The organism is Alteromonas sp. G4i13 (genome assembly GCF_054960505.1).
In genome coordinates this window covers 86,170-108,992 of sequence record NZ_JBHNYX010000015.1, presented here as the reverse complement: position 1 = coordinate 108,992, position 22,823 = coordinate 86,170, and the positions used below count along the sequence as shown (strand labels likewise).

Here is a 22,823-nt window from a genome sequence, read left to right as displayed (position 1 = left end):
AGGCGCTTTAAGCGCCTTTTCTGTTTAAATTTTAGCGAAACGTTCCTGTTACTTTGGAACTTGCACCGACGCTATTACGCCATTTCGTGTTACCGCTATAATCTTATCATCAACCTTCAACGGCGCAGCATAGATTGAATCATCTTCGTCATCGCCGCCAACATCTAGGCGTGCAACAACTTCACCTGTTTCTTGTTCAATCCAGTGTAGAAAGCCCCAGTTATCACCAACAACCACATGGTCGCCTACTGGAGTAGCAGCCGTTAATGAACGATGCTTAAGTGAACCTTGAGACCAAAGCTCTACGCCGTTTCGTCTATCAAGGGCGTAAACATTAGAGTTGTTGTCTACAACAAAAATTTTATTGCCGTCGATATTCAAATTGCGAAACGATGCATATTCACGTTTCCAAATTACACGACCTGAACGTAACTCTACAGCAGCTAATGTTCCGTTGTAAGAAACCGTGTAAACCGTGCCGCCAAATAAAACAGGCGTTGTGTCGATATCAACAATACGCTCTAACTCTGTTGCACCAGAAGGCGTTGCAATTACCGTTTCCCACGCAAGTACACCTGTTTCGATAAGATTAACCTGAATTTTACCTGTAGGTGTGCCGATGATAGCACCACCGTTAGATGCGATTGGGCCAGAAATACCACGTAGTGTTAGCGGAGGAGTATCACCTTCGTGTCTCCACAACTGTTCACCAGTGCGGGTATTGAAACCAAATAAGCTACCAGCACCCGTGTTAACCACTAAGATGCCTTCATCAGCAGCCGGAGCCGCTAAAATCTCACCGGGGACAGACGCATCCCAAACCATCTCTCCGGTTTCCGCATCCATTGCAGCTACATAGCCGTTTTCTGTACCAATGAATACGTGTCTGTCTGCTACGGCGATACCACCAATACGTGCAGTCTCACCGCTACGCCACAAATTAGTGACTGAGCTTAGCATGCCCTCAGAGCGAAACTGTGCGAAATCTTTCTCCCACAACACTTTACCCGACTCAGGGTCCATCGCGACAACGGCGCCATGGCGATCGGCAGCATAAAGCTTGTCATAGGCATAAACAGGGCGAAGACGAGAGAAGTAATGATTAACGCCATCACCAATATCGCGATCCCACACTAATTTAGGTGTGAATTTAGCCTCAATAGGCTTTAAACGACGAATCTCTAATTCTTCGTCATCTGCAAACCAGTCTGAAATAGTTGAGCAGCCAGACATTGTGATAGACACCGCGAGTGCCATACCTATCGTGCGAGCAAATCGACCTTTACGGCCACACGTGTTGTGAAACAAATTGCGTACCTCTTTATTATTTATACCAGCCCTAAGGCTTTCGCTTATTGCGCAGCAGATACCGATAGGTTATCTAACTTCATTTGTAAAAGCGGATTGTTGGCATTTTTTTCTAACGCATTTGAATAAGCTAAGCGAGCATCATCAAACTTGCCTTGTTTTTGATACACATCGCCTTTTAATTCAGAAACTTCTGCTGCAAATGCGTCGTTTGTTACATTGCTAAGCGTAGACAACGCCGCGTCCAGCTGGTTCATTTCAATTTGCACACGCGACAAACGAAGTGAGGCAAGTACTTTCAATTCGTCATTTTCGGCAAAGGTTACTACGCTATTTAGGTGAGAAGCTGCAGCGTCTAAATCACCGGCATCTACCGCTTGCTTAGCAGCAAGAAGACTAGCGATGCTTGCATAACCACTGTCTTTGTTCTCTTCGATAAAAGCTTTAACTTTTGCGTCACTGCCTTCGGTACCAAAAGTCTCTACGGCATTTTGATAGGCAACCGATGCCGCTTCTTTAGTTTCAATTTGCGCCTCTGAATACGCTCTCCAGCCCCAAAGGCCACCTAGACCAAGCGCTGCACCGACAATAATTGCAGTACCGTGCTCTTTCCAAAAACGTTTAATCGCTTCTACTTGTTGTTCTTCTGTTGCGAACTGTTCCATGATGTCCTCTTTTTATTTTGCGCTCAGCATCTCTGCAACCTTATCAGATAAGGTATCGAAGCTGACTGTAACTTGTTCTTGACCATCGCGCAGTGGTTTAACACCTACTTCGCGAGACTGCATTTCGTCATTGCCTAAAAGCAGCGCTAAACGTGCGCCTGTTTTATCTGCACGCTTTAGTTGTTTTTTAAAATTGCCGCCGCCACAGTGCATCATTATGCGTGTATTAGGAAGCGTATTTCGAAGATGCTCTGCTACCTCAATAGCGTATGACTGTGCCTCTTCGCCCATCGCCGTTACGTAAACGTCTGCGAAACTTGAGTCCTGACCTTCTTCGGTTAACGTGGTCAGCAACAGTACCAAACGTTCAATACCCATAGCAAAACCAACCGCAGGCGTTGCTTTGCCCCCGAGTTGCTCTACCAAGCCATCGTAACGGCCTCCAGCACACACTGTACCTTGGGCTCCCAAGCTATCTGTCACCCACTCAAACACAGTACGGTTGTAGTAATCTAATCCGCGCACTAGTCGAGGATTAATTTCAAACTCAATACCTGCTTGCGTTAAGCGCGAACACAAGGTTTCAAAATGTACTTTAGATTCTTCATCAAGATGATCGATTAGCGCTGGCGCATCGGCAATAGCAGCTTGAACATCAGGGTTCTTTGAATCGAGTACGCGAAGTGGATTCGTTTCAAGTCGTCGCAGTGAATCTTCGTCGAGCTGGTCTGCACGCTGTTTTAAGAAATCAACCAGCGTATCGCGATATGCAGCACGCGCTTCATTTGAACCTAAGGTATTGATTTGAAGTTTTACGTGCTGCTCAATACCAAAAGCTTTCCAAAAGCGTGCACTAAGAAGAATCACTTCTAAGTCGATGTCAGGGCCGTCCATACCGTAGGTCTCTACACCGAACTGATGGAACTGGCGATAACGCCCTTTTTGTGGACGTTCATGACGGAACATTGGCCCCATGTACCACAGGCGTTGCTGCTGGTTGTACAATAAGCCGTGCTCGTTTCCTGCGCGCACGCAACTTGCCGTACCTTCTGGACGTAGCGTTAAGCTGTCGCCATTTCTATCTTCGAAGGTATACATTTCTTTTTCAACGATATCGGTAACTTCACCGATAGAGCGCTTGAACAAGTCGGTGCTTTCAACGATGGGAGTACGTATTTCCTGGTAACCATAACTCGCCACAACCTGACGAAGTACAGATTCTACCTTCTGCCATGTACCGGAAATCTCCGGTAGGCAGTCATTCATGCCTCGAATTGCCTGAATAGTCTTAGCCACGTGAAATTCTCATACTGCTAAATAGTGAAAAGCCCCGCATTATAGGGGCTTTGGGAATAAACAACAATGAACAAAAAATGTCTCAGTCTTTAACCGAGACCTGAATTTTATTTTGTTCACTCATACGCGATGCTTTGGCGCGAATCTTAGCTTCAAGCTTATCCACTAGATCGTCGTTAGGAAGACGTTCTTTAACGCGCTTACCGTCTTCATATAGGCCGCTCATGTTACGTGCGCCAGTGAGGCCCAAATCAGACACTTCTGCTTCGCCTGGGCCGTTAACCACGCAACCGATGATAGAGACATCCATTGGCGTAAGAATATCTTCCAATCGCTGCTCAAGAGCATTCACTGTGCCGATTACATCGAATTCTTGTCGTGAACAACTCGGGCAAGCAATAAAGTTTATACCGCGCGAGCGAATACGCAGTGACTTCAGAATATCAAAGCCTACCTTGATTTCTTCCACCGGATCAGCGGCTAACGATACGCGCAACGTATCACCAATACCTTCAGCCAATAGCATACCTAAGCCAACTGCACTCTTCACGGCGCCGGCGCGCTGACCACCTGCTTCGGTAATACCTAAGTGAAGCGGCTGGTCTATTTTTTGTGCCAATAAACGATAGGCGCCAACAGCTAAGAAAACATCTGACGCTTTAACGCTGACTTTGAATTGATCAAAGTTAAGTTTGTCGAGAATATCCACATGACGCATTGCGGATTCAACCAGCGCTTCTGGCGTTGGCTCACCGTACTTCTCTTGTAAGTCTTTTTCTAACGAGCCACCGTTCACACCAATGCGAATAGGAATATTTTTGTCTTTTGCACAATCGACCACAGAGCGCACACGCTCCATATTACCTATATTACCTGGGTTAATACGCAGACAATCTACGCCGTATTCAGCAACCTTAAGTGCGATACGGTAGTCGAAATGAATGTCTGCAACGAGTGGCACACTCACCTGCTTTTTAATTTCTTTAAATGCTTCAGCCGCTTCCATCGTGGGCACAGATACTCGAACGATCTCCCCACCCACTGCAACAATACGGTTTATTTGATCGACGGTCGCTGCCACATCAGTGGTCCGCGTATTCGTCATAGATTGAACAGCAATGGGAGCGCCATCACCAATGGGGACGTTACCTACATTAATACGCGTAGACTTTCTGCGCTTAATAGGGCTTTCTGCAAACATCTAATTACCTATAAAGGAAGTGTGAAGCGAGCTGTTTTACCGTTTTGGTATGAAGAAATATCAACAGACTCGCCGTTAACTGATATGCGCACATTATCCGGTGCACCGAGCGTAACTTCAACAGGAGGAACGCCTTGAATTTCCATAACTCGTCCTTTTAGCTTTACCCCATAGGCAATAGCTTCTCCAGACGCGTCTTTTATATTAACCCAACAGTCATCGTCGAAAGTGAAAACCATAGCAATTGGCGCTGCATCAGACTGACTATTCACATTAAGGTTGGGTTGGGGTTCGTTACTACTCGCAGAGTTAACCAGAGCGGTTAGGTTATTGCTATCATTTACCTCTGTATCGGGTGCTGAGATTGCACCATCATTCAAGCTACCGTCTTGGTTAAAACCACTATCTTGGTCGCTGAACGCACCGCTGGTTTCTGAGCTTGTACTATTGCTCACGCCCGTGTCTAGCTGATTGTTTCCAGCCGTATCACCCTGCGAGGGCGAGGCGTCAGTAGTTACACTGTCAGTATCTGTGCCCGCCGATGGGACAGGCGTATTAGCGGCTTCTCGCTTAACAGCCTCACTAAGTGGCAGTTCAGCTACCGTGTCGTCACTAGGCTGTTGATACCACCAAACGACAACGGCGGCAATGATAAGAAGTAAAATAACATAAGTTACCATCATCCACCTGTCATCGTGTGTCTGTTTTGCGACACGCTTTGAAAAGCTCTGTAATTTCTCTGAAGACGGTACAGATGTTTGATTGTGGAAGCGTTCGAATGCCTCTATAACTTCTTGAGAATTCATGCCTAATTGCTTGGCATAATTTCTCACGTATCCTTTTGTAAAAGTCACCGAAGACTTTTCATCAATGACATCATTTTCTAAATCATTGATTTGTTTAGCTTTCAAAAATAATTTATCAGCAATATCTTGTTGAGACAAACCTAGCGTTTCACGGCGCGCTTTTAGCATTGCCCCTGGACTTGGCGTGTTTTCTTGTTGTTGCGAAGTAACTTCTTGATTCGCTTTTTCTTCCGACACCATTAAACCTTATTCCTCCTGCATACTCGGTGGTACTAACCAAAGCGTCTGACCAGCAATAATAGCGCCAGTATTTTCAAGGTTATTCCACTCTTGCAGTGTTGCCATTTTGATATTGTGCAATAAAGAAATACGATATAAGTTTTCACCTTCTTTTACTACATGGAATTTATCACTTTGCACAGATAATTCAGTATTTTGTGCTTTTTCTGGTGTGTTAGCTGTGGCTGTAGGAGCGTTGTCGGTGTTATTGCTCTGAGATTGACGCTGAGCGTCGTTGTCTTGGGCGACGCTCTTTTCATTTTCTTTATCATTTGATGATGTTTGTGCAAGCCCATCGGTATTTGCTTGGTTTTCGCTTATTTGTGTTTCAGAATCGTTTGGCTGTGTAGATTTGACAGTTTTAACCACTCTGTTTTGCATACTTTCACGTTGCACTAAGTAACGTTTAGTAAGCTCACTTTCAGGGAACAATGACATCATCATTTCGCCATAACCCTTTGCAGTCTCTAAGTCCCCTTTCCCTTTGGCTATTTCATAAGCTAACCACAATGAATCAGGCGTAACTTTGGCAACACGTTCGTATTTTCGTAACGTAGATTCAGCAAGTTCCCACTGTTCTGAAACCGTGTAAAGTTCACTGAGTAAGAACAGGCTTTTGCCCCTAGCAGGCTGATGTTTTAATGCGTCTTGAAAATAGCCGATCGCTTCATCTAGCTTACCTTGACTTTGCGCGCACAATGCCAAGTTCTCGTAGGTTTGCGCTGCGTTAGCGTAAAGCCTGTTATTTATAGCATCAAAGAAATACGCTTTGGCTTTTTCGTATTCGCCGTTTTGGCACTTAAACGCGCCATAACTGTTGGCAATATCGCCATTGTTAGGCGCTAGGTCGATAGCAGTTTCATAGTACTCTTCCGCTCGAAGGTTATCCCCCACCAGCTGATAGTAATATGCCATCGCAAACTGAACGTCTGCAGAGCGTGGATTAAACTCAAGCGCTTTGTCGAGGTTCTTTTTTGCCTGCGTGTAGTTGTTATTTTGAAGGTAGGTAAGACCAAGGGACATGCGTGTTTTGGCGGCTTCTTCGTGATCGAAGTTACCGCCATACAACCCTGACTGGCTATTACTGACACAGCCAGAAGTGAAAATAATCGCGCTTAAAAAGCCAATTTTAAGTGACGTTCGCAATCCCGCAACCATAGTCTTACCCTAATATCTTAATGATTATTGGGCCATTTTTACTGAAATTGCTTCGCCCTTCACCTGTTTTTTTAACATTCTTTTCGTTCTGTCTACCACATCACCCACTAATTGACCGCATGCTGCGTCTATATCATCACCTCGCGTTTTACGCACAACGGTTGTAAACCCATATTCCATAAGCACTTTTGCGAATCTATCAATACGCGAATTGCTTGAACATGTATAAGGCGAACCTGGGTAAGGGTTAAATGGTATTAAGTTTATTTTACTAGGTGTGTCTTTCAATACCTTTGCCAACTGGTGCGCTTGTTCAGTGCTGTCATTGATGTTTGAAAGCATAACGTATTCTACCGTTACACGGCCTTGGTTCGCTTTAGATTTGGCCAGATAACGACGTACGCCCGCTAAGAAGGCTTCGATATTGTACTTCTTATTGATAGGCACGATTTCGTTGCGCAACTCATCGGTGGGTGCGTGTAATGAAATAGCTAAAGCTACGTCTATTTGGTCACCCAACATATCTAGCGCTGGAACCACGCCCGATGTACTTAGCGTAACGCGGCGTTTAGACAGGCCGAAACCGAAATCGTCCAGCATAATATCCATTGCTGGTACAACGTTTTTAAGGTTAAGCAGTGGCTCACCCATACCCATCATTACTACGTTAGTGATAGGGCGTTTGCTTGAGTCTTTTGAAAGACCAAGGAAAGTAGCTACACGCCATACCTGACCAATAATTTCACTTACACTTAGGTTACGGTTAAACCCCTGCTGCGCGGTTGAACAGAAAGTACACTCTAGCGCGCAACCTACCTGTGATGACACGCAAAGCGTTGCACGGTCAGTTTCTGGGATCCAAACAGATTCAACTTCCTGACCACCTTCAAGGGTAAGTGCAAACTTAATAGTGCCGTCGCTCGCTTCTTGAAAGTATGCAATTTCAGGCGCTTTAATTTCGCAATTTTCAATGAGCATCGCGCGAAGGTTTTTATTGAGGTTACTCATTTCCTCGAAATCGCTGATACCGTGCTGGTAAATCCATTTCATCACCTGATCGGCACGAAACGGTTTCTCGCCCATTTCTTTGAAGAAATTGCGCAAGCCTTCGCGATTTAAGTTTAATAAGTTAGTTTTTGCCATGAATAAGATGACCCTTTTACCTTCGAGGGATGCCCCTCTTACTACTGAATACGGTGTAAAAACCAGCGATTCGACTATGTCTTGAACGACATTTAAGAAAAAGAAAAGCGCTGATTAAAATTTGCGCGGATTTTACCACAGATGAGATTTGAGAAAAAGCCGATTTAACGCAGAGAAACGTTAAGTTTGGCAATGCGCGAGAAGCGTGGTTTAGCTCGTCTAAATGAGCGCCGAGCAAAGCAGCATAAAGCGTGAATCTTTCTTCTGAGTGACTGAGCGCGCTTTAGGCAATGCGCGAGAAGCGTGGTTTAGCTTGCCTAAATGAGCGCCGAGCAAAGCGGCACAAAGCGTGTATCTTTCTTCTGAGTGACTGAGCGCGCTTTAGGCAATGCGCGAGAAGCGTGGTTTAGCTTGCCTAAATGAGCGCCGAGCAAAGCAGCATAAAGCGTGCTCAGACGCTCAGAAACAAAAAACGGGGCTTATAGCCCCGTTAATTCTACCTACGTAATCTTAGCGAGTACGTGGGCAGATTTCTTCTTCAGAGAAGAAGTAAGCAATTTCACGTGCTGCTGACTCAGGTGCGTCAGAACCGTGAACTGCGTTTTCGTCGATTGACGCAGCGTAGTCTGAACGCAGTGTACCTGCAGCTGCATCAGCTGGGTTAGTTGCGCCCATGATTTCACGGTTAGCTAGAACTGCGTTTTCGCCTTCTAGTACTTGAACCATAACAGGACCAGACGTCATGAAGTCTACAAGTGCGCCGAAGAAAGGACGCTCTTTGTGTTCTGCATAAAAGCCTTCTGCTTGCTCTTTGCTCATGTGGATCATCTTAGATGCCACGATGCGAAGACCTGCAGATTCGAAACGGTTGTAAATTGCACCGATTACGTTTTTAGCTACCGCATCAGGCTTGATAATCGAAAAAGTACGCTCAAGAGCCATGTTCTCTCTCCAAACAAATAGTGTGTGTATCTTTAAAATTTTGGCCGCGAATTATAGGCAATAAATAGCAGCTTGACCAGAGCCTTTATCAAATCAGATATAAAGTACTGTTTTTATGCGCAAATGTAGAGAAAGGTTAGCCTGTTGGCGATGACAATATGATGACAGCGTACAGATTATTTTGCACAGAACTAATTATCGAGGACTCACCTGCCCCACTGCCTTTACTATGAAACCCTAAAACGGCTTAAAGAAACCAACGCTTAAAAAGTTAAGCGTTGGCTTTTGCTAATTCTTGAATTTTACCCACAATGGCGCGTAAGCCATTGCCGCGGGTTGGCGTTATATGACGCTCTAGGTCTAGTGCTTCAAAATAGCCGTCGATATCAAACGCCAAAATATCTGTTGGCGTTTTGTCATTATAAGCGGCAAGTACTAACGCAAGCAGCCCTTGAACGATAACTGCATCGCTGTCTACGTCAAAGTTGATTTTATTGCCGTCGTAAGACTCCACCAGCCAAACGCTGCTCTGACACCCTTTGACCAAACGCTCGGGTGTTTTAGCATCTTCAGGCAAGCCCGGAATAGATTTCCCTAAATCAATGATGTACTGATAACGCTGTTCCCAATCGTCGAAGAACGCTAAATCATCAATAATTTCGTCACTGCTAGGTAGTTGCATTGCTATTTCCGCTTAATTTGTTTGAAAAATTGTGTGATTAAATTTCACTGTGTGGATGATTAGAAGAACAGGCCTGCTTCAAGCTGTGCTTCTTCACTCATCATATCACGGGACCATGCAGGGTCGAATACAAGCTCTACGTTGACGTTTTTAACATGGGGAACCATGGCAACGCGGTATTCAACGTCGCCAACCAATACTGGGCCCATGCCGCAGCCTGGTGCGGTCAGGGTCATATCAATATTGACGCTGCTAGTATCTTGATCAATTTCCACTTTGTAGATAAGACCAAGGGATACGAGATTGATAGGGATCTCAGGGTCAAAGATAGTTTCTAAAGCGTCCCACACTTGCTGTTCGCTAATATTGCCATCTTCTGGCGCGTCAAAGCTCAATGTCATCGCTTTTCGGCCAATAGCACCTGCATCAGTACCATCGATGCGGTACATGTTGCCACGCCACGTTACCGTATAGTTACCACCGAGCTCTTGGGTGATATTCACAAACTCGCCTTCAGGGATCACGGTAGGATTGCCCGCTGGAACCAAGCGCGCTTTACAGTCGCGCTCGGTGGTCACCATTTTTTGCTTCATAAGCTACTTAGTACTCTTTGTTCTACCACTGATGGCCTTTGACGTGGCACTTAGCCAACGTTAAAGCTTTCACCGCATCCGCACTCATCAACCACGTTCGGGTTGTTGTATTTAATGACGCCGTTCACACCTTCTGTAACGTAATCAATTTCAGTATTACGCAGTAGGTCGGTGGCATCTGCAGCCACGGCTACGTTAAGTACTGGCGAAATTTCAACAATTTCGTCATCGGCTTGCGCACTATCTGCGAAATCAAGCACATAGGCGTAACCTGTACAGCCGCTTACTTTTGTCGATAAACGAATTAACTGACCTGGCTTGTCTTTAAGCTTACTTTCGAAATGCTTAACGGCACTGTCAGTTAGCGAAACGAGTTTTGTACTAGGTACGAAAGTTTCCACACTCATAATGCCTCCTTAGGCCAACATCATTTTTGCTTTTTTAAGCGCAGCAAATAGGCTGTCTACTTCTTCAAGCGTATTGTAAATTGAGAACGACGCACGGGCAGTACCCGGTATACCAAGGCGCTTCATTAGCGGCTGTGCACAGTTATCACCGGTACGAATTGCAACGCCTTGTCTATCAAGAATGAAGCCCACGTCCGCCGGGTGCGCGCCTTCCAGCAGAAAGCTCAGCACGCCTACCTTGTTAGGTGCCGTACCGATTATCCGCATACCGTCAAACGCTTCGGCCTGCTCGGTAGCATAGGCAAGCAGCTTTTGTTCATGTTCATGCAAAGCATTGACATCAAGGGCACTAAACCAATCTACTGCAGCGCCCATACCAATGGCACCTGCGATGTTTGGCGTACCGGCTTCTAAACGATTTGGCAATGCACCCCATGTGGCTTCATGGTAGGTCACGTCTTTAATCATCTCGCCGCCCACCTGCCAAACAGGCCAGGTTTCTAGCACCTCTTTTTTACCCCACAAACAGCCAATGCCCGTTGGACCAAATAGCTTGTGGCCTGAAAATGCGTAAAAATCGCAGCCAATGTCTTGTACGTCAACACCGCCGTGAGCAATGCCTTGAGCACCATCAACCAGCACCCATGCACCAACCGCTTTCGCTTTTTCAGTCAGCAGTTTAATTGGGTTAACCGTTCCTAATGCATTCGATACGTGAGGAAACGCCACCAGCTTAGTGTTTTCAGACAGCAGTCTATCGAAAGCGTCTACGTCTAACTCTCCGCTGTCAAAAATAGGCACCACATTGAGCGTTGCACCAGAGCGGCGACACGCTTGCTGCCAAGTCACCAAGTTTGCGTGGTGCTCAAGCTCAGTCACCATCACTTCGTCACCTTCGCTTAGAAGCTGTCTAAGACCATTGGCGACTATATTGATGGCTTCTGTGGTGCCTGACGTCCAAATGACTTCTTCACGCGCATTCGCGTTAATAAACTTTGCGACGCTGGTACGTGCATTTTCGTAGCGGCGCGTGGCTTCATCCGATAAATGGTGCGCACCGCGGTGCACGTTTGCATTCGTCCCCGTATAAAAATCGACTAAAGCGTCGATAACGGCCTGAGGTTTTTGCGTTGTTGCCGCGTTATCTAGGTATACCAGCGGCTTGCCGTCTACCGTTTTAGATAAAATAGGAAACTGGGCACGAAGTGCTGCAACGTCTAAGCTCATTTCACCTCCATTTGGGCGAAGCGCTCACTTAAAATTGGTGCTAGCCATTCACGGACTGCCGCATTAGGCACGTCGTTTATAAGCTCTTGAATGAAGCCAAAGTTGAGCATTACCAGTGCTTTACTGCGAGAAACGCCGCGGGTAAGCATGTAATACAAGGCTTCTTCTTCAATTTCAGCAACCGTTGCACCGTGCGCACATTTTACGTCATCAGCATAAATTTCAAGCTCAGGCTTGGTGTTGATTACACCACGGCGAGATAGCAACAAGTTGCGGTTATTAAGTTCAGCCAATGTTTTTTGCGCGTCACGATGGATATGAATGCGACCATTAAACACGGCACGTGCTTTATCGCCTACAATTCCGCGCGCGTTTTCTTCTGTCGTACCATTAGGCATGGCGTGCTCAATAGTAGAGTGAAGGTCAAATAACTCGCCTTCCGCCAGAAGATAAATGGCGTTCATTTTCGCATCGGCAAATTCGCCGGCGTGATGAATGTCTACATCTAAACGGGAAAGCTCACTGCCATAGCCCACCATGGTGCTGTTAAGCGTGGTGCGGTTATGTAGCTTAAAGTGGCTACCGCCTAATTGCTTAGCTTTGCCAGTAAACATGGCAAAACGATAGTGCTCTAGATGTGCATCATCAGCCAGGTCATATTCAGCAAACGCAGTGGTTAAACTTTCCGTATCGCCAAAACCTTGCTCGATAACAGTAGCACTTGCGCCTTCACCGACCTTCACCACCACACGGGTATGAGCATCAACATTTTGCGACGCCATGTTCACAATGCGCACTGGCGTGTCAATCTTCGCGCCTGCTTCAACATTAATAAATATACCGTGTTGGCACAGCGCGTCGTTGACTAGACCAAACATATGACGAGTTGGTTTAACTTGACCATACACACTGCTAATAGCTTGCTGGGTAGCCGCATCATCACTGTTCAGTGAGGTAATACTCATACCGGCTGGCACATCTAGCGTGTTAACCTGCGTAACCAATACACCGTCTACAAATACAAGGTCGATAGCATTTAGGTTATCGATAGCGGGTACCGGCAAACTGTCTGCCTGAACCGCTTGTTTTGCATCACGCTTTTCTACAGGCGTTAACGGTGTAAAGCGCCAGCTTTCGTTTCTACGGGCTGGCCAACCATCAGCTTTTAACTTTTCTAAGGCCTGCTGACGCACGGGCGCTAAGTAATCGGAGATTTGCGCCGCATCAATGACCTGTTCTAGCCATTGACTCATGCTTCAGCCTCCTCGTACGCTTTACCTAGGAACGCGTATCCGCTCTTCTCTACTTCTAGCGCTAGTGACGCGTCACCGCTTTTCACAATTTTGCCGTCGGCAAGAATGTGAACAAAGTCAGGCTTGATGTAGTCTAAAAGACGCTGGTAGTGGGTAACAACGATGAAGCTACGCTCACCGTCGCGCTGGCTGTTAACGCCGTCGGCAACAACCTGTAGCGCGTCAACGTCAAGGCCAGAATCTGATTCATCAAGAATACAAAGCGTTGGCTCTAGCAAAATCATTTGCATGATTTCGTTACGCTTCTTCTCACCGCCAGAGAAACCTTCGTTCACACCGCGCTTCAAGAAATCCAATGGAAGCTGTACTTGCTTACACGCTTCTTTTGCTTTCTTTAGAAACTCAGCAGCAGTTAATGGCGCTTCGCCGCGCTGTTCGCGCATAGCGTTAACTGACTCTTTCATGAATTCCATATTGCTTACGCCAGGAATCTCAACTGGGTATTGAAACGCAAGGAAAAGGCCTTCGCGGGCACGCTCTTCTACTTCAAGCTCTAGTAGATCTTTACCGTTAAGCGTGGCTTCGCCTTCGCTTACTTCGTAACCATCACGACCAGATAGGACGTAGCCTAGTGTACTTTTACCGGCTCCGTTGGGGCCCATGATAGCGTGTACTTCACCAGGTTTAACTTCAAGGTTAAGACCTTTAATGATGTTTTTCTCTTCCACGCTGGCATGTAAATTCTTGATACTAAGCATTGATTACCCCACTGAACCTTCAAGACTAATTTCGAGCAGCTTGCCGGCTTCTACGGCAAATTCCATTGGCAGCTCTTTGAATACTTCTTTACAGAAACCGTTAACAATCATAGAAACGGCCTTTTCTGTGTCTAAGCCACGTTGCTGACACAGGAATAATTGTTCGTCGCTCACCTTCGATGTAGTTGCTTCGTGCTCAACAATGGCTGAAGGGTTGCGGCTTTCGATATACGGGAATGTGTGCGCGCCACATTTGTCACCGATAAGTAGCGAGTCACACTCGGTGAAGTTACGTGCTCCGTCTGCGCGAGGGCCCATTTGAACCAGCCCGCGATAGGCGTTGTTACTGTTACCCGCTGAGATACCTTTAGAGATAATGGTCGACTTGGTATTTTTACCCACGTGGATCATCTTAGTACCGGTATCAGCCTGCTGGCGACCGCGCGTTAGCGCTACTGAGTAGAATTCACCTACACTGTTATCGCCTTTAAGTACACAGCTTGGGTACTTCCACGTAACGGCAGAGCCCGTTTCAACCTGCGTCCACGAGATTTTCGCATTGGTATGCGCTACACCACGTTTTGTCACGAAGTTGTAGATACCGCCTTTACCGTTCTCGTCACCCGGGTACCAGTTCTGTACCGTTGAGTATTTAATTTGCGCATCGTCCATTGCCACTAGCTCAACCACTGCCGCATGCAGCTGGTTTTCATCGCGCTGCGGTGCGGTACAACCTTCAAGGTAGCTTACATAGCTGCCTTCATCAGCAACAATCAAGGTACGCTCGAACTGACCGGTGTTCATTTCGTTAATACGGAAATAAGTAGAAAGCTCCATTGGGCAACGTGTGCCTTTTGGAATATAAACAAATGAACCGTCAGTAAATACAGCGCTATTAAGCGCAGCAAAATAGTTATCTGTGCGCGGCACTACCGAACCGATGTATTTCTTTACAAGGTCTGGGTACTTCTGTACTGCCTCAGAAATTGGGCAAAAGATCACTCCCGCTTCTTCAAGCTTATCGCGGAACGTAGTTACAACCGATACCGAGTCGAATACCGCATCTACCGCAACGCCTGCCAGCATTTCCTGCTCGTGTAGAGGAATGCCCAGCTTTTCATAGGTGCGAAGTAGCTCAGGGTCAACTTCATCTAGCGACTTAGGCTTATCTTTCATACTCTTTGGTGCCGAGTAATAAGAAATGGCCTGATAATCGATTTTCGGATAGTCGACATGCGCCCAATCAGGCTCTTCCATTTTTAGCCATGCATGATAAGACTTCAAACGCCATTCAAGCATCCATTCAGGCTCGTTTTTCATTGCTGATATGCGGCGGATAACCGACTCGTCCAGGCCGCTTTCAAACGTTTCCGATTCGATTTCTGAATAGAAACCCGCATCGTACTTTCTTTCTAACGCCTGTTCGATCTGTTCACTCATGTTGGGATCTCACTTGTTTGCCTGCATTTGCTGCCACTAACCTTTCTATTTAACTGGCAAATAAATCACCCCACGGTCTTGGTAATTTATATCGACTTTCAACTTCAACAACGTCATTTATTTGGGTTTACGCCCAAAAGAGTTGCCAAAACTGCCAGTTACATTGCGGACAGCCTAAAATTTTGGTGCCGTAGTATATAATACCCGACTATTTCACTCAAATATTCAGCCATTAATTTATGGCCACTTACGCGTTTTAAACGCTTCTTAAAGGTCCATTTCCTTCAAACGCGCATTAATTTTCTTCCACATTCACTAAAATAAAAAAGAATGCGCTAACACTAACTACGCTTTGCCTACTACAAAAAACCGCGCTCAACGACGGTATAGGCGTTTATGCTGAAACCGCTTGGCGTAGTCTTGTGGTTACATCCACTACTTTTTGTATTACGTAATCGATGTCTTCTTGGGTCGTAAAACGCCCCACGCTGAATCTAATTCCTGCATGCGCCAATTCGTTGCTGCGGCCAATCGCTTTCAGCACATACGAGGGCTCTAGACTCGCTGATGTACACGCCGACCCTGAAGATACAGCAATATCATTTAAACCCATCATCAAGCTTTCACCGTCTACACCCGCAAAGCTCACATTTAAAATACCCGGGATACGCTGTGTTGCGTGCCCATTTAAATAGATATCGTCGAGCTGTTGAAGGCCCTGCCACAGCGATTCACGCAGCGCTAATATGCGCGCACTATCCTCTTCTATTTTTGAAGAAGCTAGCGCGATGGCTTCACCCATTCCAACAATTTGGTGGGTGGCTAATGTACCCGACCGCATGCCGCGCTCGTGGCCCCCGCCATGAATTTGTGCCACCAGATTAATTTTGGGACGGCGACGCACATATAGTGCCCCCATACCTTTCGGGCCGTATATCTTGTGCGCCGATATAGACAGCAAATCTATAGGAAGCTCGCCTAAATCAATGGCAATTTTGCCCACACTTTGCGCACCATCCACATGAAAAAGAATGCCTTTGTCACGACAAAGCTGGCCAATAGCTTGAATGTCTTGGATAACACCAAGTTCATTGTTCACATGCATCACCGACACCAAAATAGTGTCGTCGCGCAACGCGTTTTTGAGATCATTTAAATCAATTAAACCGTTTGGCAATACTTCAAGATAGGTAACCTCAAAGCCTTGGCTTTGTAAGAACTCACAGGTATCCAACACCGCTTTATGTTCGGTGTTAACGGTAATGATATGTTTGCGTTTATTGGCATAACCTTGGGCGACGCCTTTTATAGCAAGATTGTTCGATTCAGTGGCCCCCGAAGTAAAAACAATTTCTCTAGGGTCGCAATTAAGCGCGTCGCTGATTTGATTTCTAGCAACATCAACCGCTTCTTCTGCCATCCAGCCGAAGCGATAGCTACGAGAAGCTGGGTTACCAAAGTTGCCATCCAGCGTTAGGCATTTTGCCATTGCCTCGGCCACATTCGGGTCTACCGGTGTTGTTGCTGCGTAATCTAAATAAATGGGTGTTGATAAAGCCATGCGTTACTCAATACCAATTTAAAGTTGAATACTAACTTCGATATCTTTGGTGATATGACGAAGTGATGCATTACCGTCTTGACGGTCGGCTACCTCTTGCACATCACGCTTTGCCATTAACTCGCCCAACGTAATTGAATTCAAAAACGCCGCAATGCGATCACTTAGGTCTTGCCACAAGCTGTGCGTTAGGCAGCGATCGCCGCCTTGACAGTCTGCTTGTCCTTGGCAACGTGTCGCATCAATGGACTCGTCGACGGCGCGAATGACTTCGCCTATCGCAATTTTGCTTGCTTCACGGCCTAACAAATAGCCGCCGCCAGGCCCGCGAACACTGTCTACTAATTGCTCTTTACGCAATCGAGAAAAAAGCTGTTCAAGGTAAGATAAAGAAATTTCTTGTCGTTCTGAAATGTCGGCAAGAGGCACTGGACCACGCTTTGAATGCAAAGCGACATCAAGCATTGCGGTAACCGCATAGCGCCCTTTCGAAGTGAGTTTCATTGGATTCTCCCGCCGTTTTATAGTGCGGGAATTTTCACATACCCGACTAAAATGGTCAAGTATAAGACCTAGTAAAATAGTCAGGTATTATTGATTCGAGTAATCGCTTTTGTACATCAAGGCTTTCGTTTCATTTTAGCCCGATCCAAATAAGCACTAATAGACGCTAGTAGGTGCCAAATTTGCGTGGTTACTTCTACGCTAAATGCTAAGAAATCGTTTATTCTGCAAATGAATGATAACGTCGACCATAAGCGCTATTTGTTTGCATTTAAGTGAATATGAGCAAGAATACTGTCTGCTATCCGATGTGATTGAACGGTATCAATTTGATGGCGCAACCCGCGCAATATTTGATGTTTAGCACCTGATATAGCCCTGGCTGTCGCAACACCGCCACTGGGATGCACCATGTGATCAACATCTCCGTGTATCACTAATGTTGGGGCTTTGACATTTTGAAGCATTGGCGTTCGGTCCCCAGATTTCATAATAGCACCGATTTGCCGGAACATCGCTTTTGCATCACTTTTGCCACCATTTCGCTGCCATGCCAAACGCGCGTACTGATGCCATTGATTTACGGCTCCGTTTGCAGCTACATCGCCAATATGCGTCATCATTGCCTGATAGTTTTTTACTGCGTCTTTTTCGTTCATTGGCGCTTTAGCTCTTGCCATTCGCCATAGCGTTGAATAAGAGGGTTGCCCTACGCGGCGATTCCCTGTCGTCGAGAAAATAGACGTCATAGATATCACTTTTTCAGGATGCAGACTTGCAAGAGTCTGTGCAATCATCCCTCCCATAGACATTCCTGCGATATGTGCGCTTGATATATTTAGCGCCTCTAACAACTGTGCAGTATCTTCAGCCATCCGTTCAAGTCCATATGCACCTTTCGGCGACCTTCCTCTTAACTGCTGTAATAGGCTGGGATGCGGTGTGTCGCTGCGTACTGACCTTCCTGCATCACGATTGTCAAAGCAAATAACGCGAAATCCACTAGAAACTAAACGCTCAATAAGCGCGTTTGGCCAATAAACCAACTGAAGACCTAAACCCACAATGAGTACAATGGTGTCGGTATTTCCGACACCATGTTCGGCATAGCAAAACCTATCACCGCTTTTAAGCGTTACGTATTGCTCATGATGCTGGGCTAAACTCATTTAAAGCTCTCGTGATTTAATAAAAGTAAGTGTGCGTCTATTAAAATTTCTATTCAAACTTAAGCGCTGGATCGTCTACACGACCTTTCCGAAAAATCTTCACGTCTTGTGCATAATTGAACGACATAGACCAAGGAAACTGCGTGCCTTGACGTGGCAATTGTTCTAAAGAGCGTTGGATGTAGCCAGCGCCAAAGTTTAGCAACGGTTGTGTTTCCATATTTGGGTCTGCTATAGGTGTACACTGTGTAAAGCCGTGCTCTTCCATATGATTGAGCAATCGCGTGAAATGTTCACATAGAAGGCCAATTTTTAGTGTCCACGATGAAGCTGTATAACCCACCGCGATAGCAAAATTAGGCACGCCACTGAGTAACATACCTTTATACGTAACACATTCTGGAAGCGAAACAGCTTCACCATCAATTTTTGGCACTATCCCTCCTAGAGGCAGAAGGTTTAATCCAGTGGCTGTTACTATAATATCTGCTTCAATATGCTGGCCCGAATCAAGTTTAATGCCCGTTTCAGTAAACGTTTCTATAGTATCTGTTGCAACCGACGTCTTACCTTTCGAAATTGACTCGAATAAATCTCCACCCGGAACTGCACACAGTCGCTGCTCCCAAGGATTGTAAGGTGGGTTAAAGTGTATATCTACTGGATACCCTTCTGGTAACATTTTTGCATTAAGACTGCGTATTATTTTGCGCGCACGATGCGGAAAGCGCTGACAAAATGCGTACACCCAACGCTGTTTCGCTATGTTAAACCAACGCGCAGCTTTAAACGCTGTATCCTCGCTAAACCACGCGCGTAATTGTTTTGCGATTGGGTCATCTACAGGAACAGGCAATACGTAGGATGGCGTTCTTTGCAGCATAGTCACGTGCGATGCGCTTTTCGCTAGTGCGGGAACCAGCGTTACCGCCGTTGCACCGCTTCCGATTACCACTACGCGTTTGTTTTCGTATTCCAGATCTTCAGGCCAGTGCTGTGGATGTACAATCTGACCGTTAAATTGTGATTGCCCTTTGAAATGTGGTGCATAACCTTTATCGTATCGATAATAACCCGAAGCGTTAAATATCCATCTGGCGGCAATGTGCTCATGCTGCCCACTCTCTTCTGACTTTAACGTAACCCGCCAATAGTGTTTACCGCTTTGCCAATCTATATCTACCACACGAGTTAAAAAACGTATGTGCTCTTTAATACCGTTTTCAGCCGCGGTTTCTTCTACGTAAGCCTTTATTGAACGACCATCAGCAATGGCCTTTTTCTCTTTCCAAGGTTTGAATTCGTAGCCAAAGGTGAATAAATCAGAATCTGAGCGTATTCCCGGGTATTTGAATAAATCCCATGTGCCGCCCAAATCACTGCGGGCTTCTATAATAGAATATGAAAGGTCAGGACATTTTTTTTGAATATGGTAGGCGCAGCCGATACCCGAAATTCCGGCTCCAACAATTAGTACGTCGAGTAATGGCGCTGTTTCTTGCATAACGTCCCTGAAAAGTGATGATCAACCTTTCATCTCAATGTATGTTGGAGTTATGCATGAGTCAATGTGCTTGTTAATGTTTTGTAAAAACAAGCTTTTGTGAATTTTTACTATATAAGGGTGAAGGTTCTCCGCCTTAGCACCCGAAAATAGTTTGCGGAATTAGAGTTAAATAGCGGGGTCGAAAGAAGAATGAGCCTTCTCTCGCTCTTGGGTTTCCGTTAGGTCGAAACCCGTTTCTGCGAAATCTTCAGCGCTAATATTGTGTAAATTATCGGTACACACATCGCCACCTAGTGACTGAATGACCTTGCACATCTCTTCCACTTTGGTGTCCATTTGGTGCATGTGCTCTAGCATTATGCCCATCGCATTGGCCACAGGATCAGGGTTATCTGGCGCGACAGCATAGGCATCAAAACCATATTTCTGGGCAATTTTATCTCGCTCGGGGTTTACCGACGCATTCATCTCTTTTTGCTTCGAGATAATGATACGCCCGGGGATCCCCACTGCCGTAGCGCCATCAGGAATATCTTTTACGACCACAGAGTTAGACCCTACTTTAGCGTTTTCACCTATAATAATAGGCCCCAACACTTTGGCACCAGCCCCAACTACAGCGCCTTTTTTAAGGGTTGGGTGGCGCTTACCTGCTCTCCAGCTAGTGCCTCCAAGAGTAACGCCGTGGTAAAGGGTGACATCATCGCCAATTTCTGCTGTTTCACCAATGACCACACCCATACCGTGGTCGATAAATACCCGTCGTCCTAACGTGGCACCAGGATGAATTTCAATCCCCGTAAGCCAGCGGCTAAAGGTTGATAAACTGCGTGCCAACCATTTCCATTCAGCCTTCCACAATTTGTGGCTAATACGATGTAGCCACACCGCATGGAGGCCAGGATAGTTGGTTAGCACTTCAAAAGTGTTTCTGGCCGCTGGGTCGCGATGAAAAACACCTTGAATATCATCTTTGATACGGGCGAACATAGTGTTTACTCTTTTTCTTCTATCGCTGGTGCAGAGTCCGAATCGCCTGAGTTAGCATTCTTCACCGATTTATCGATAGACGCCAATATACCGCGTAATATATTAAGCTCTTGAGACTCAGGGCGTGCTCGGTTAAACAAGCGGCGTAGCTTAGTCATAACCACACCTGGGTGACTTTTGCGAATGAACGACGTGCCTTCCAGCGTGGTTTCCAAATGCGTATAAAAACGCTCTAAATCGTCATTCAGTGGATATTCTTCCTCAACACTTGGATATGTTTCGCGATTTAGATAGGCCATGCGAATTTCATAACAAAGGGTTTGCACTGCTGCTGCTAAATTAAGTGAGCTGTATTCAGGGTTGGCTGGAATACACATATGGAAGTGACACTGCTGCAGCTCTTCATTAGTTAAACCACTGTTCTCACGCCCAAACACCAAGGCTACCGGGTACTTTTCTACTTCTTGGACCAGCTTTTCGCCACAGTCGCGCGGGCCTAACATAGGCCATGAATGAGTGCGAGAGCGTGCAGACGTCCCTACTACCAAGCCACAGTCTTTAACTGCCTCTTCCAGCGTGCTTACAATTTTCGCGTTAGCAAGCACATCACCAGCCCCTGCCGCCAATGCACTGGCTTGGCCGTCTGGCTCATTTACTGGGTCGACAAGATATAAGCTGCTCAGCCCCATGGTTTTCATAGCTCTTGCTGTCGAGCCGATGTTTCCCGTGTGAGACGTGTTAACTAAAATAATGCGAATATTCTCGAGCATGCGTGTAATACCTACGTACTTATTTGGATAGCGTCTTTAATTCGATAATACGCGCTTTTGGCGTACTATCTTACAGACCTTAATAGGGTGAAGTTTAACACAGCGGCAGTATAGATGGCTATTCACGCAATTGTGCTGGGAATTCATTTGCATCGCGCATAGATTCTGGTAGACTCCGCCCGTTTTCGAAAACAACTAGCTATTTTTTGTACAGTTAGTTTGTTTCATTGGTCTTTTACAATTGGTGGTTTATCTATGCATCCTATGCTGAATATTGCGGTGCGCGCTGCGCGTGCGGCTGGAACAGTTATTGTTCGTGGTTTTGAAAAACATAATGAGGTAGCAACAGAGTCAAAAGGCTTAAACGACTTCGTTACTCAAGTTGATAAAGAAGCAGAACAAGCAATTATTGCCAAAATTCAGCAGTCTTACCCGAACCATTGCTTCCTAGGTGAAGAATCGGGTGAAGTTTTGGGCACAGAAACTGATTATCAGTGGATCATCGATCCACTAGATGGCACCACTAACTTTGTAAAAGGCATTCCTCACTTTGCCGTTTCAATTGCACTTCTTCACAAAGGTCGCTTAGATCAAGCTGTTGTTTTCGACCCAATTCGCAGCGAACTATTCACCGCGAGCCGTGGTCAAGGCGCGCAGCTTAACGGTTATCGTATTCGTGCTTCTAAGCCTCGTGACCTTTCTGAAACCATTATTGCTACTGGCTTGCCGTTTAAGAACAAGTCTCAATTTGGCGAGTATGCACTAAGCCTTAACAAAATTTTCCACGAAGTCGGCGACATTCGCCGCGCAGGTAGTGCAGCGCTAGACCTTGCTTACGTTGCAGCTGGCCGCCACGACGGTTACTGGGAGCGCGGCATTAAATCTTGGGATATCGCAGCAGGTGAGCTTATTGTTCGTGAAGCTGGCGGATTGGTAACAGACTTTAAAGGCGGAAACGACCCGCTTCACAAAGGCGAAATTGTTGCTGGTAGCGTGAAGGTTGTTCAAGGCCTAGTTAAGCACCTTAAATAAGAAGCATCTTAAGTAAGAAGCACCTTAAGTAAGAAGCAGCTTAAATAAATCGCTCGTAAGCACATAAACTGAGCCGATAAACCAAGCACAGTTAAACAGTAAAGGCGCTATGACACGAATGACGTGACATAG

22 protein-coding genes are annotated in these 22,823 nt (G+C 46.0%); 1 reads left to right on the top strand and 21 read right to left on the bottom strand.

The window, feature by feature from the left end; genetic code table 11:
• Positions 1–48: 48 nt before the first annotated feature.
• The 21 genes from bamB to trmJ all read right to left on the bottom strand — a co-directional run bounded on the left by bamB (position 49) and on the right by trmJ (position 21,659).
• On the bottom strand, positions 49–1,308 hold the full coding sequence (gene bamB, locus ACFI6J_RS09600; protein ID WP_416022338.1) for an outer membrane protein assembly factor BamB: 1,260 nt from the start codon (positions 1,306–1,308) through the stop codon (positions 49–51).
• A gap of 44 nt (positions 1,309–1,352) precedes the next feature.
• Entirely contained in the window at positions 1,353–1,973 is a 621-nt protein-coding gene (locus ACFI6J_RS09595) for a YfgM family protein (protein ID WP_014950165.1), read from the bottom strand.
• A gap of 12 nt (positions 1,974–1,985) precedes the next feature.
• A complete protein-coding gene (hisS, locus tag ACFI6J_RS09590) occupies positions 1,986–3,269 on the bottom strand; it encodes a histidine--tRNA ligase (protein WP_014979825.1) in 1,284 nt (427 codons plus the stop codon).
• Between the two features lie 82 nt (positions 3,270–3,351).
• Positions 3,352–4,470, bottom strand: a complete 1,119-nt coding sequence (gene ispG / locus ACFI6J_RS09585; protein ID WP_014950167.1) for a flavodoxin-dependent (E)-4-hydroxy-3-methylbut-2-enyl-diphosphate synthase — start codon at positions 4,468–4,470, stop codon at positions 3,352–3,354.
• Positions 4,471–4,478: 8 nt separating this feature from the next.
• Positions 4,479–5,516: a RodZ domain-containing protein gene (locus ACFI6J_RS09580; protein ID WP_278345745.1), complete on the bottom strand. Its 1,038-nt coding sequence runs from the start codon at positions 5,514–5,516 to the stop codon at positions 4,479–4,481.
• A gap of 6 nt (positions 5,517–5,522) precedes the next feature.
• Positions 5,523–6,713: a type IV pilus biogenesis/stability protein PilW gene (gene pilW, locus ACFI6J_RS09575; RefSeq protein ID WP_348667897.1), complete on the bottom strand. Its 1,191-nt coding sequence runs from the start codon at positions 6,711–6,713 to the stop codon at positions 5,523–5,525.
• A gap of 24 nt (positions 6,714–6,737) precedes the next feature.
• On the bottom strand, positions 6,738–7,856 hold the full coding sequence (rlmN, locus tag ACFI6J_RS09570; RefSeq protein WP_014977032.1) for a dual-specificity RNA methyltransferase RlmN: 1,119 nt from the start codon (positions 7,854–7,856) through the stop codon (positions 6,738–6,740).
• 510 nt (positions 7,857–8,366) lie between these two features.
• On the bottom strand, positions 8,367–8,798 hold the full coding sequence (gene ndk / locus ACFI6J_RS09565) for a nucleoside-diphosphate kinase (RefSeq protein ID WP_012519000.1): 432 nt from the start codon (positions 8,796–8,798) through the stop codon (positions 8,367–8,369).
• 271 nt (positions 8,799–9,069) lie between these two features.
• Complete coding sequence (locus ACFI6J_RS09560; RefSeq protein WP_014950170.1) at positions 9,070–9,480, bottom strand: SufE family protein; 411 nt, start codon at positions 9,478–9,480, stop codon at positions 9,070–9,072.
• 59 nt (positions 9,481–9,539) lie between these two features.
• Positions 9,540–10,073 (bottom strand): putative Fe-S cluster assembly protein SufT, encoded by a 534-nt coding sequence (sufT, locus tag ACFI6J_RS09555; RefSeq protein WP_014977033.1) that lies wholly within the window; start codon positions 10,071–10,073, stop codon positions 9,540–9,542.
• Positions 10,074–10,123: 50 nt separating this feature from the next.
• The gene (locus ACFI6J_RS09550) at positions 10,124–10,480 is read right to left on the bottom strand and encodes a HesB/IscA family protein (RefSeq protein WP_014977034.1); all 357 of its coding nucleotides are present in this window, start codon (positions 10,478–10,480) and stop codon (positions 10,124–10,126) included.
• A gap of 9 nt (positions 10,481–10,489) precedes the next feature.
• Entirely contained in the window at positions 10,490–11,707 is a 1,218-nt protein-coding gene (locus ACFI6J_RS09545; protein ID WP_416022345.1) for an aminotransferase class V-fold PLP-dependent enzyme, read from the bottom strand.
• On the bottom strand, positions 11,704–12,960 hold the full coding sequence (sufD, locus tag ACFI6J_RS09540) for a Fe-S cluster assembly protein SufD (protein WP_014977036.1): 1,257 nt from the start codon (positions 12,958–12,960) through the stop codon (positions 11,704–11,706). The genes ACFI6J_RS09545 and sufD overlap by 4 nt, the downstream gene beginning before the upstream one ends.
• Positions 12,957–13,718: a Fe-S cluster assembly ATPase SufC gene (gene sufC, locus ACFI6J_RS09535; RefSeq protein WP_014977037.1), complete on the bottom strand. Its 762-nt coding sequence runs from the start codon at positions 13,716–13,718 to the stop codon at positions 12,957–12,959. The genes sufD and sufC overlap by 4 nt, the downstream gene beginning before the upstream one ends.
• 3 nt (positions 13,719–13,721) lie before the next feature.
• Positions 13,722–15,158: a Fe-S cluster assembly protein SufB gene (sufB, locus tag ACFI6J_RS09530; protein ID WP_014977038.1), complete on the bottom strand. Its 1,437-nt coding sequence runs from the start codon at positions 15,156–15,158 to the stop codon at positions 13,722–13,724.
• A gap of 394 nt (positions 15,159–15,552) precedes the next feature.
• Positions 15,553–16,719, bottom strand: coding sequence for an IscS subfamily cysteine desulfurase (locus tag ACFI6J_RS09525; RefSeq protein WP_061486181.1), 1,167 nt, complete (start codon positions 16,717–16,719; stop codon positions 15,553–15,555).
• 18 nt (positions 16,720–16,737) lie between these two features.
• Positions 16,738–17,223, bottom strand: coding sequence for a Fe-S cluster assembly transcriptional regulator IscR (gene iscR / locus ACFI6J_RS09520; RefSeq protein ID WP_014950178.1), 486 nt, complete (start codon positions 17,221–17,223; stop codon positions 16,738–16,740).
• Positions 17,224–17,480: 257 nt separating this feature from the next.
• Positions 17,481–18,392, bottom strand: coding sequence for an alpha/beta fold hydrolase (locus ACFI6J_RS09515; protein WP_069944619.1), 912 nt, complete (start codon positions 18,390–18,392; stop codon positions 17,481–17,483).
• A 49-nt stretch (positions 18,393–18,441) separates the two neighbouring features.
• Complete coding sequence (locus tag ACFI6J_RS09510; RefSeq protein ID WP_348670528.1) at positions 18,442–19,896, bottom strand: flavin-containing monooxygenase; 1,455 nt, start codon at positions 19,894–19,896, stop codon at positions 18,442–18,444.
• Between the two features lie 168 nt (positions 19,897–20,064).
• Positions 20,065–20,889, bottom strand: a complete 825-nt coding sequence (gene cysE / locus ACFI6J_RS09505) for a serine O-acetyltransferase (protein WP_014950181.1) — start codon at positions 20,887–20,889, stop codon at positions 20,065–20,067.
• A 5-nt stretch (positions 20,890–20,894) separates the two neighbouring features.
• Positions 20,895–21,659, bottom strand: coding sequence for a tRNA (cytosine(32)/uridine(32)-2'-O)-methyltransferase TrmJ (trmJ, locus tag ACFI6J_RS09500; protein ID WP_348670529.1), 765 nt, complete (start codon positions 21,657–21,659; stop codon positions 20,895–20,897).
• 255 nt (positions 21,660–21,914) lie between these two features.
• On the opposite strand from trmJ, the gene suhB reads away from it, so the two are divergent.
• Positions 21,915–22,691, top strand: coding sequence for an inositol-1-monophosphatase (gene suhB / locus ACFI6J_RS09495; protein WP_014950183.1), 777 nt, complete (start codon positions 21,915–21,917; stop codon positions 22,689–22,691).
• The last annotated feature ends 132 nt before the right edge of the window (positions 22,692–22,823 follow it).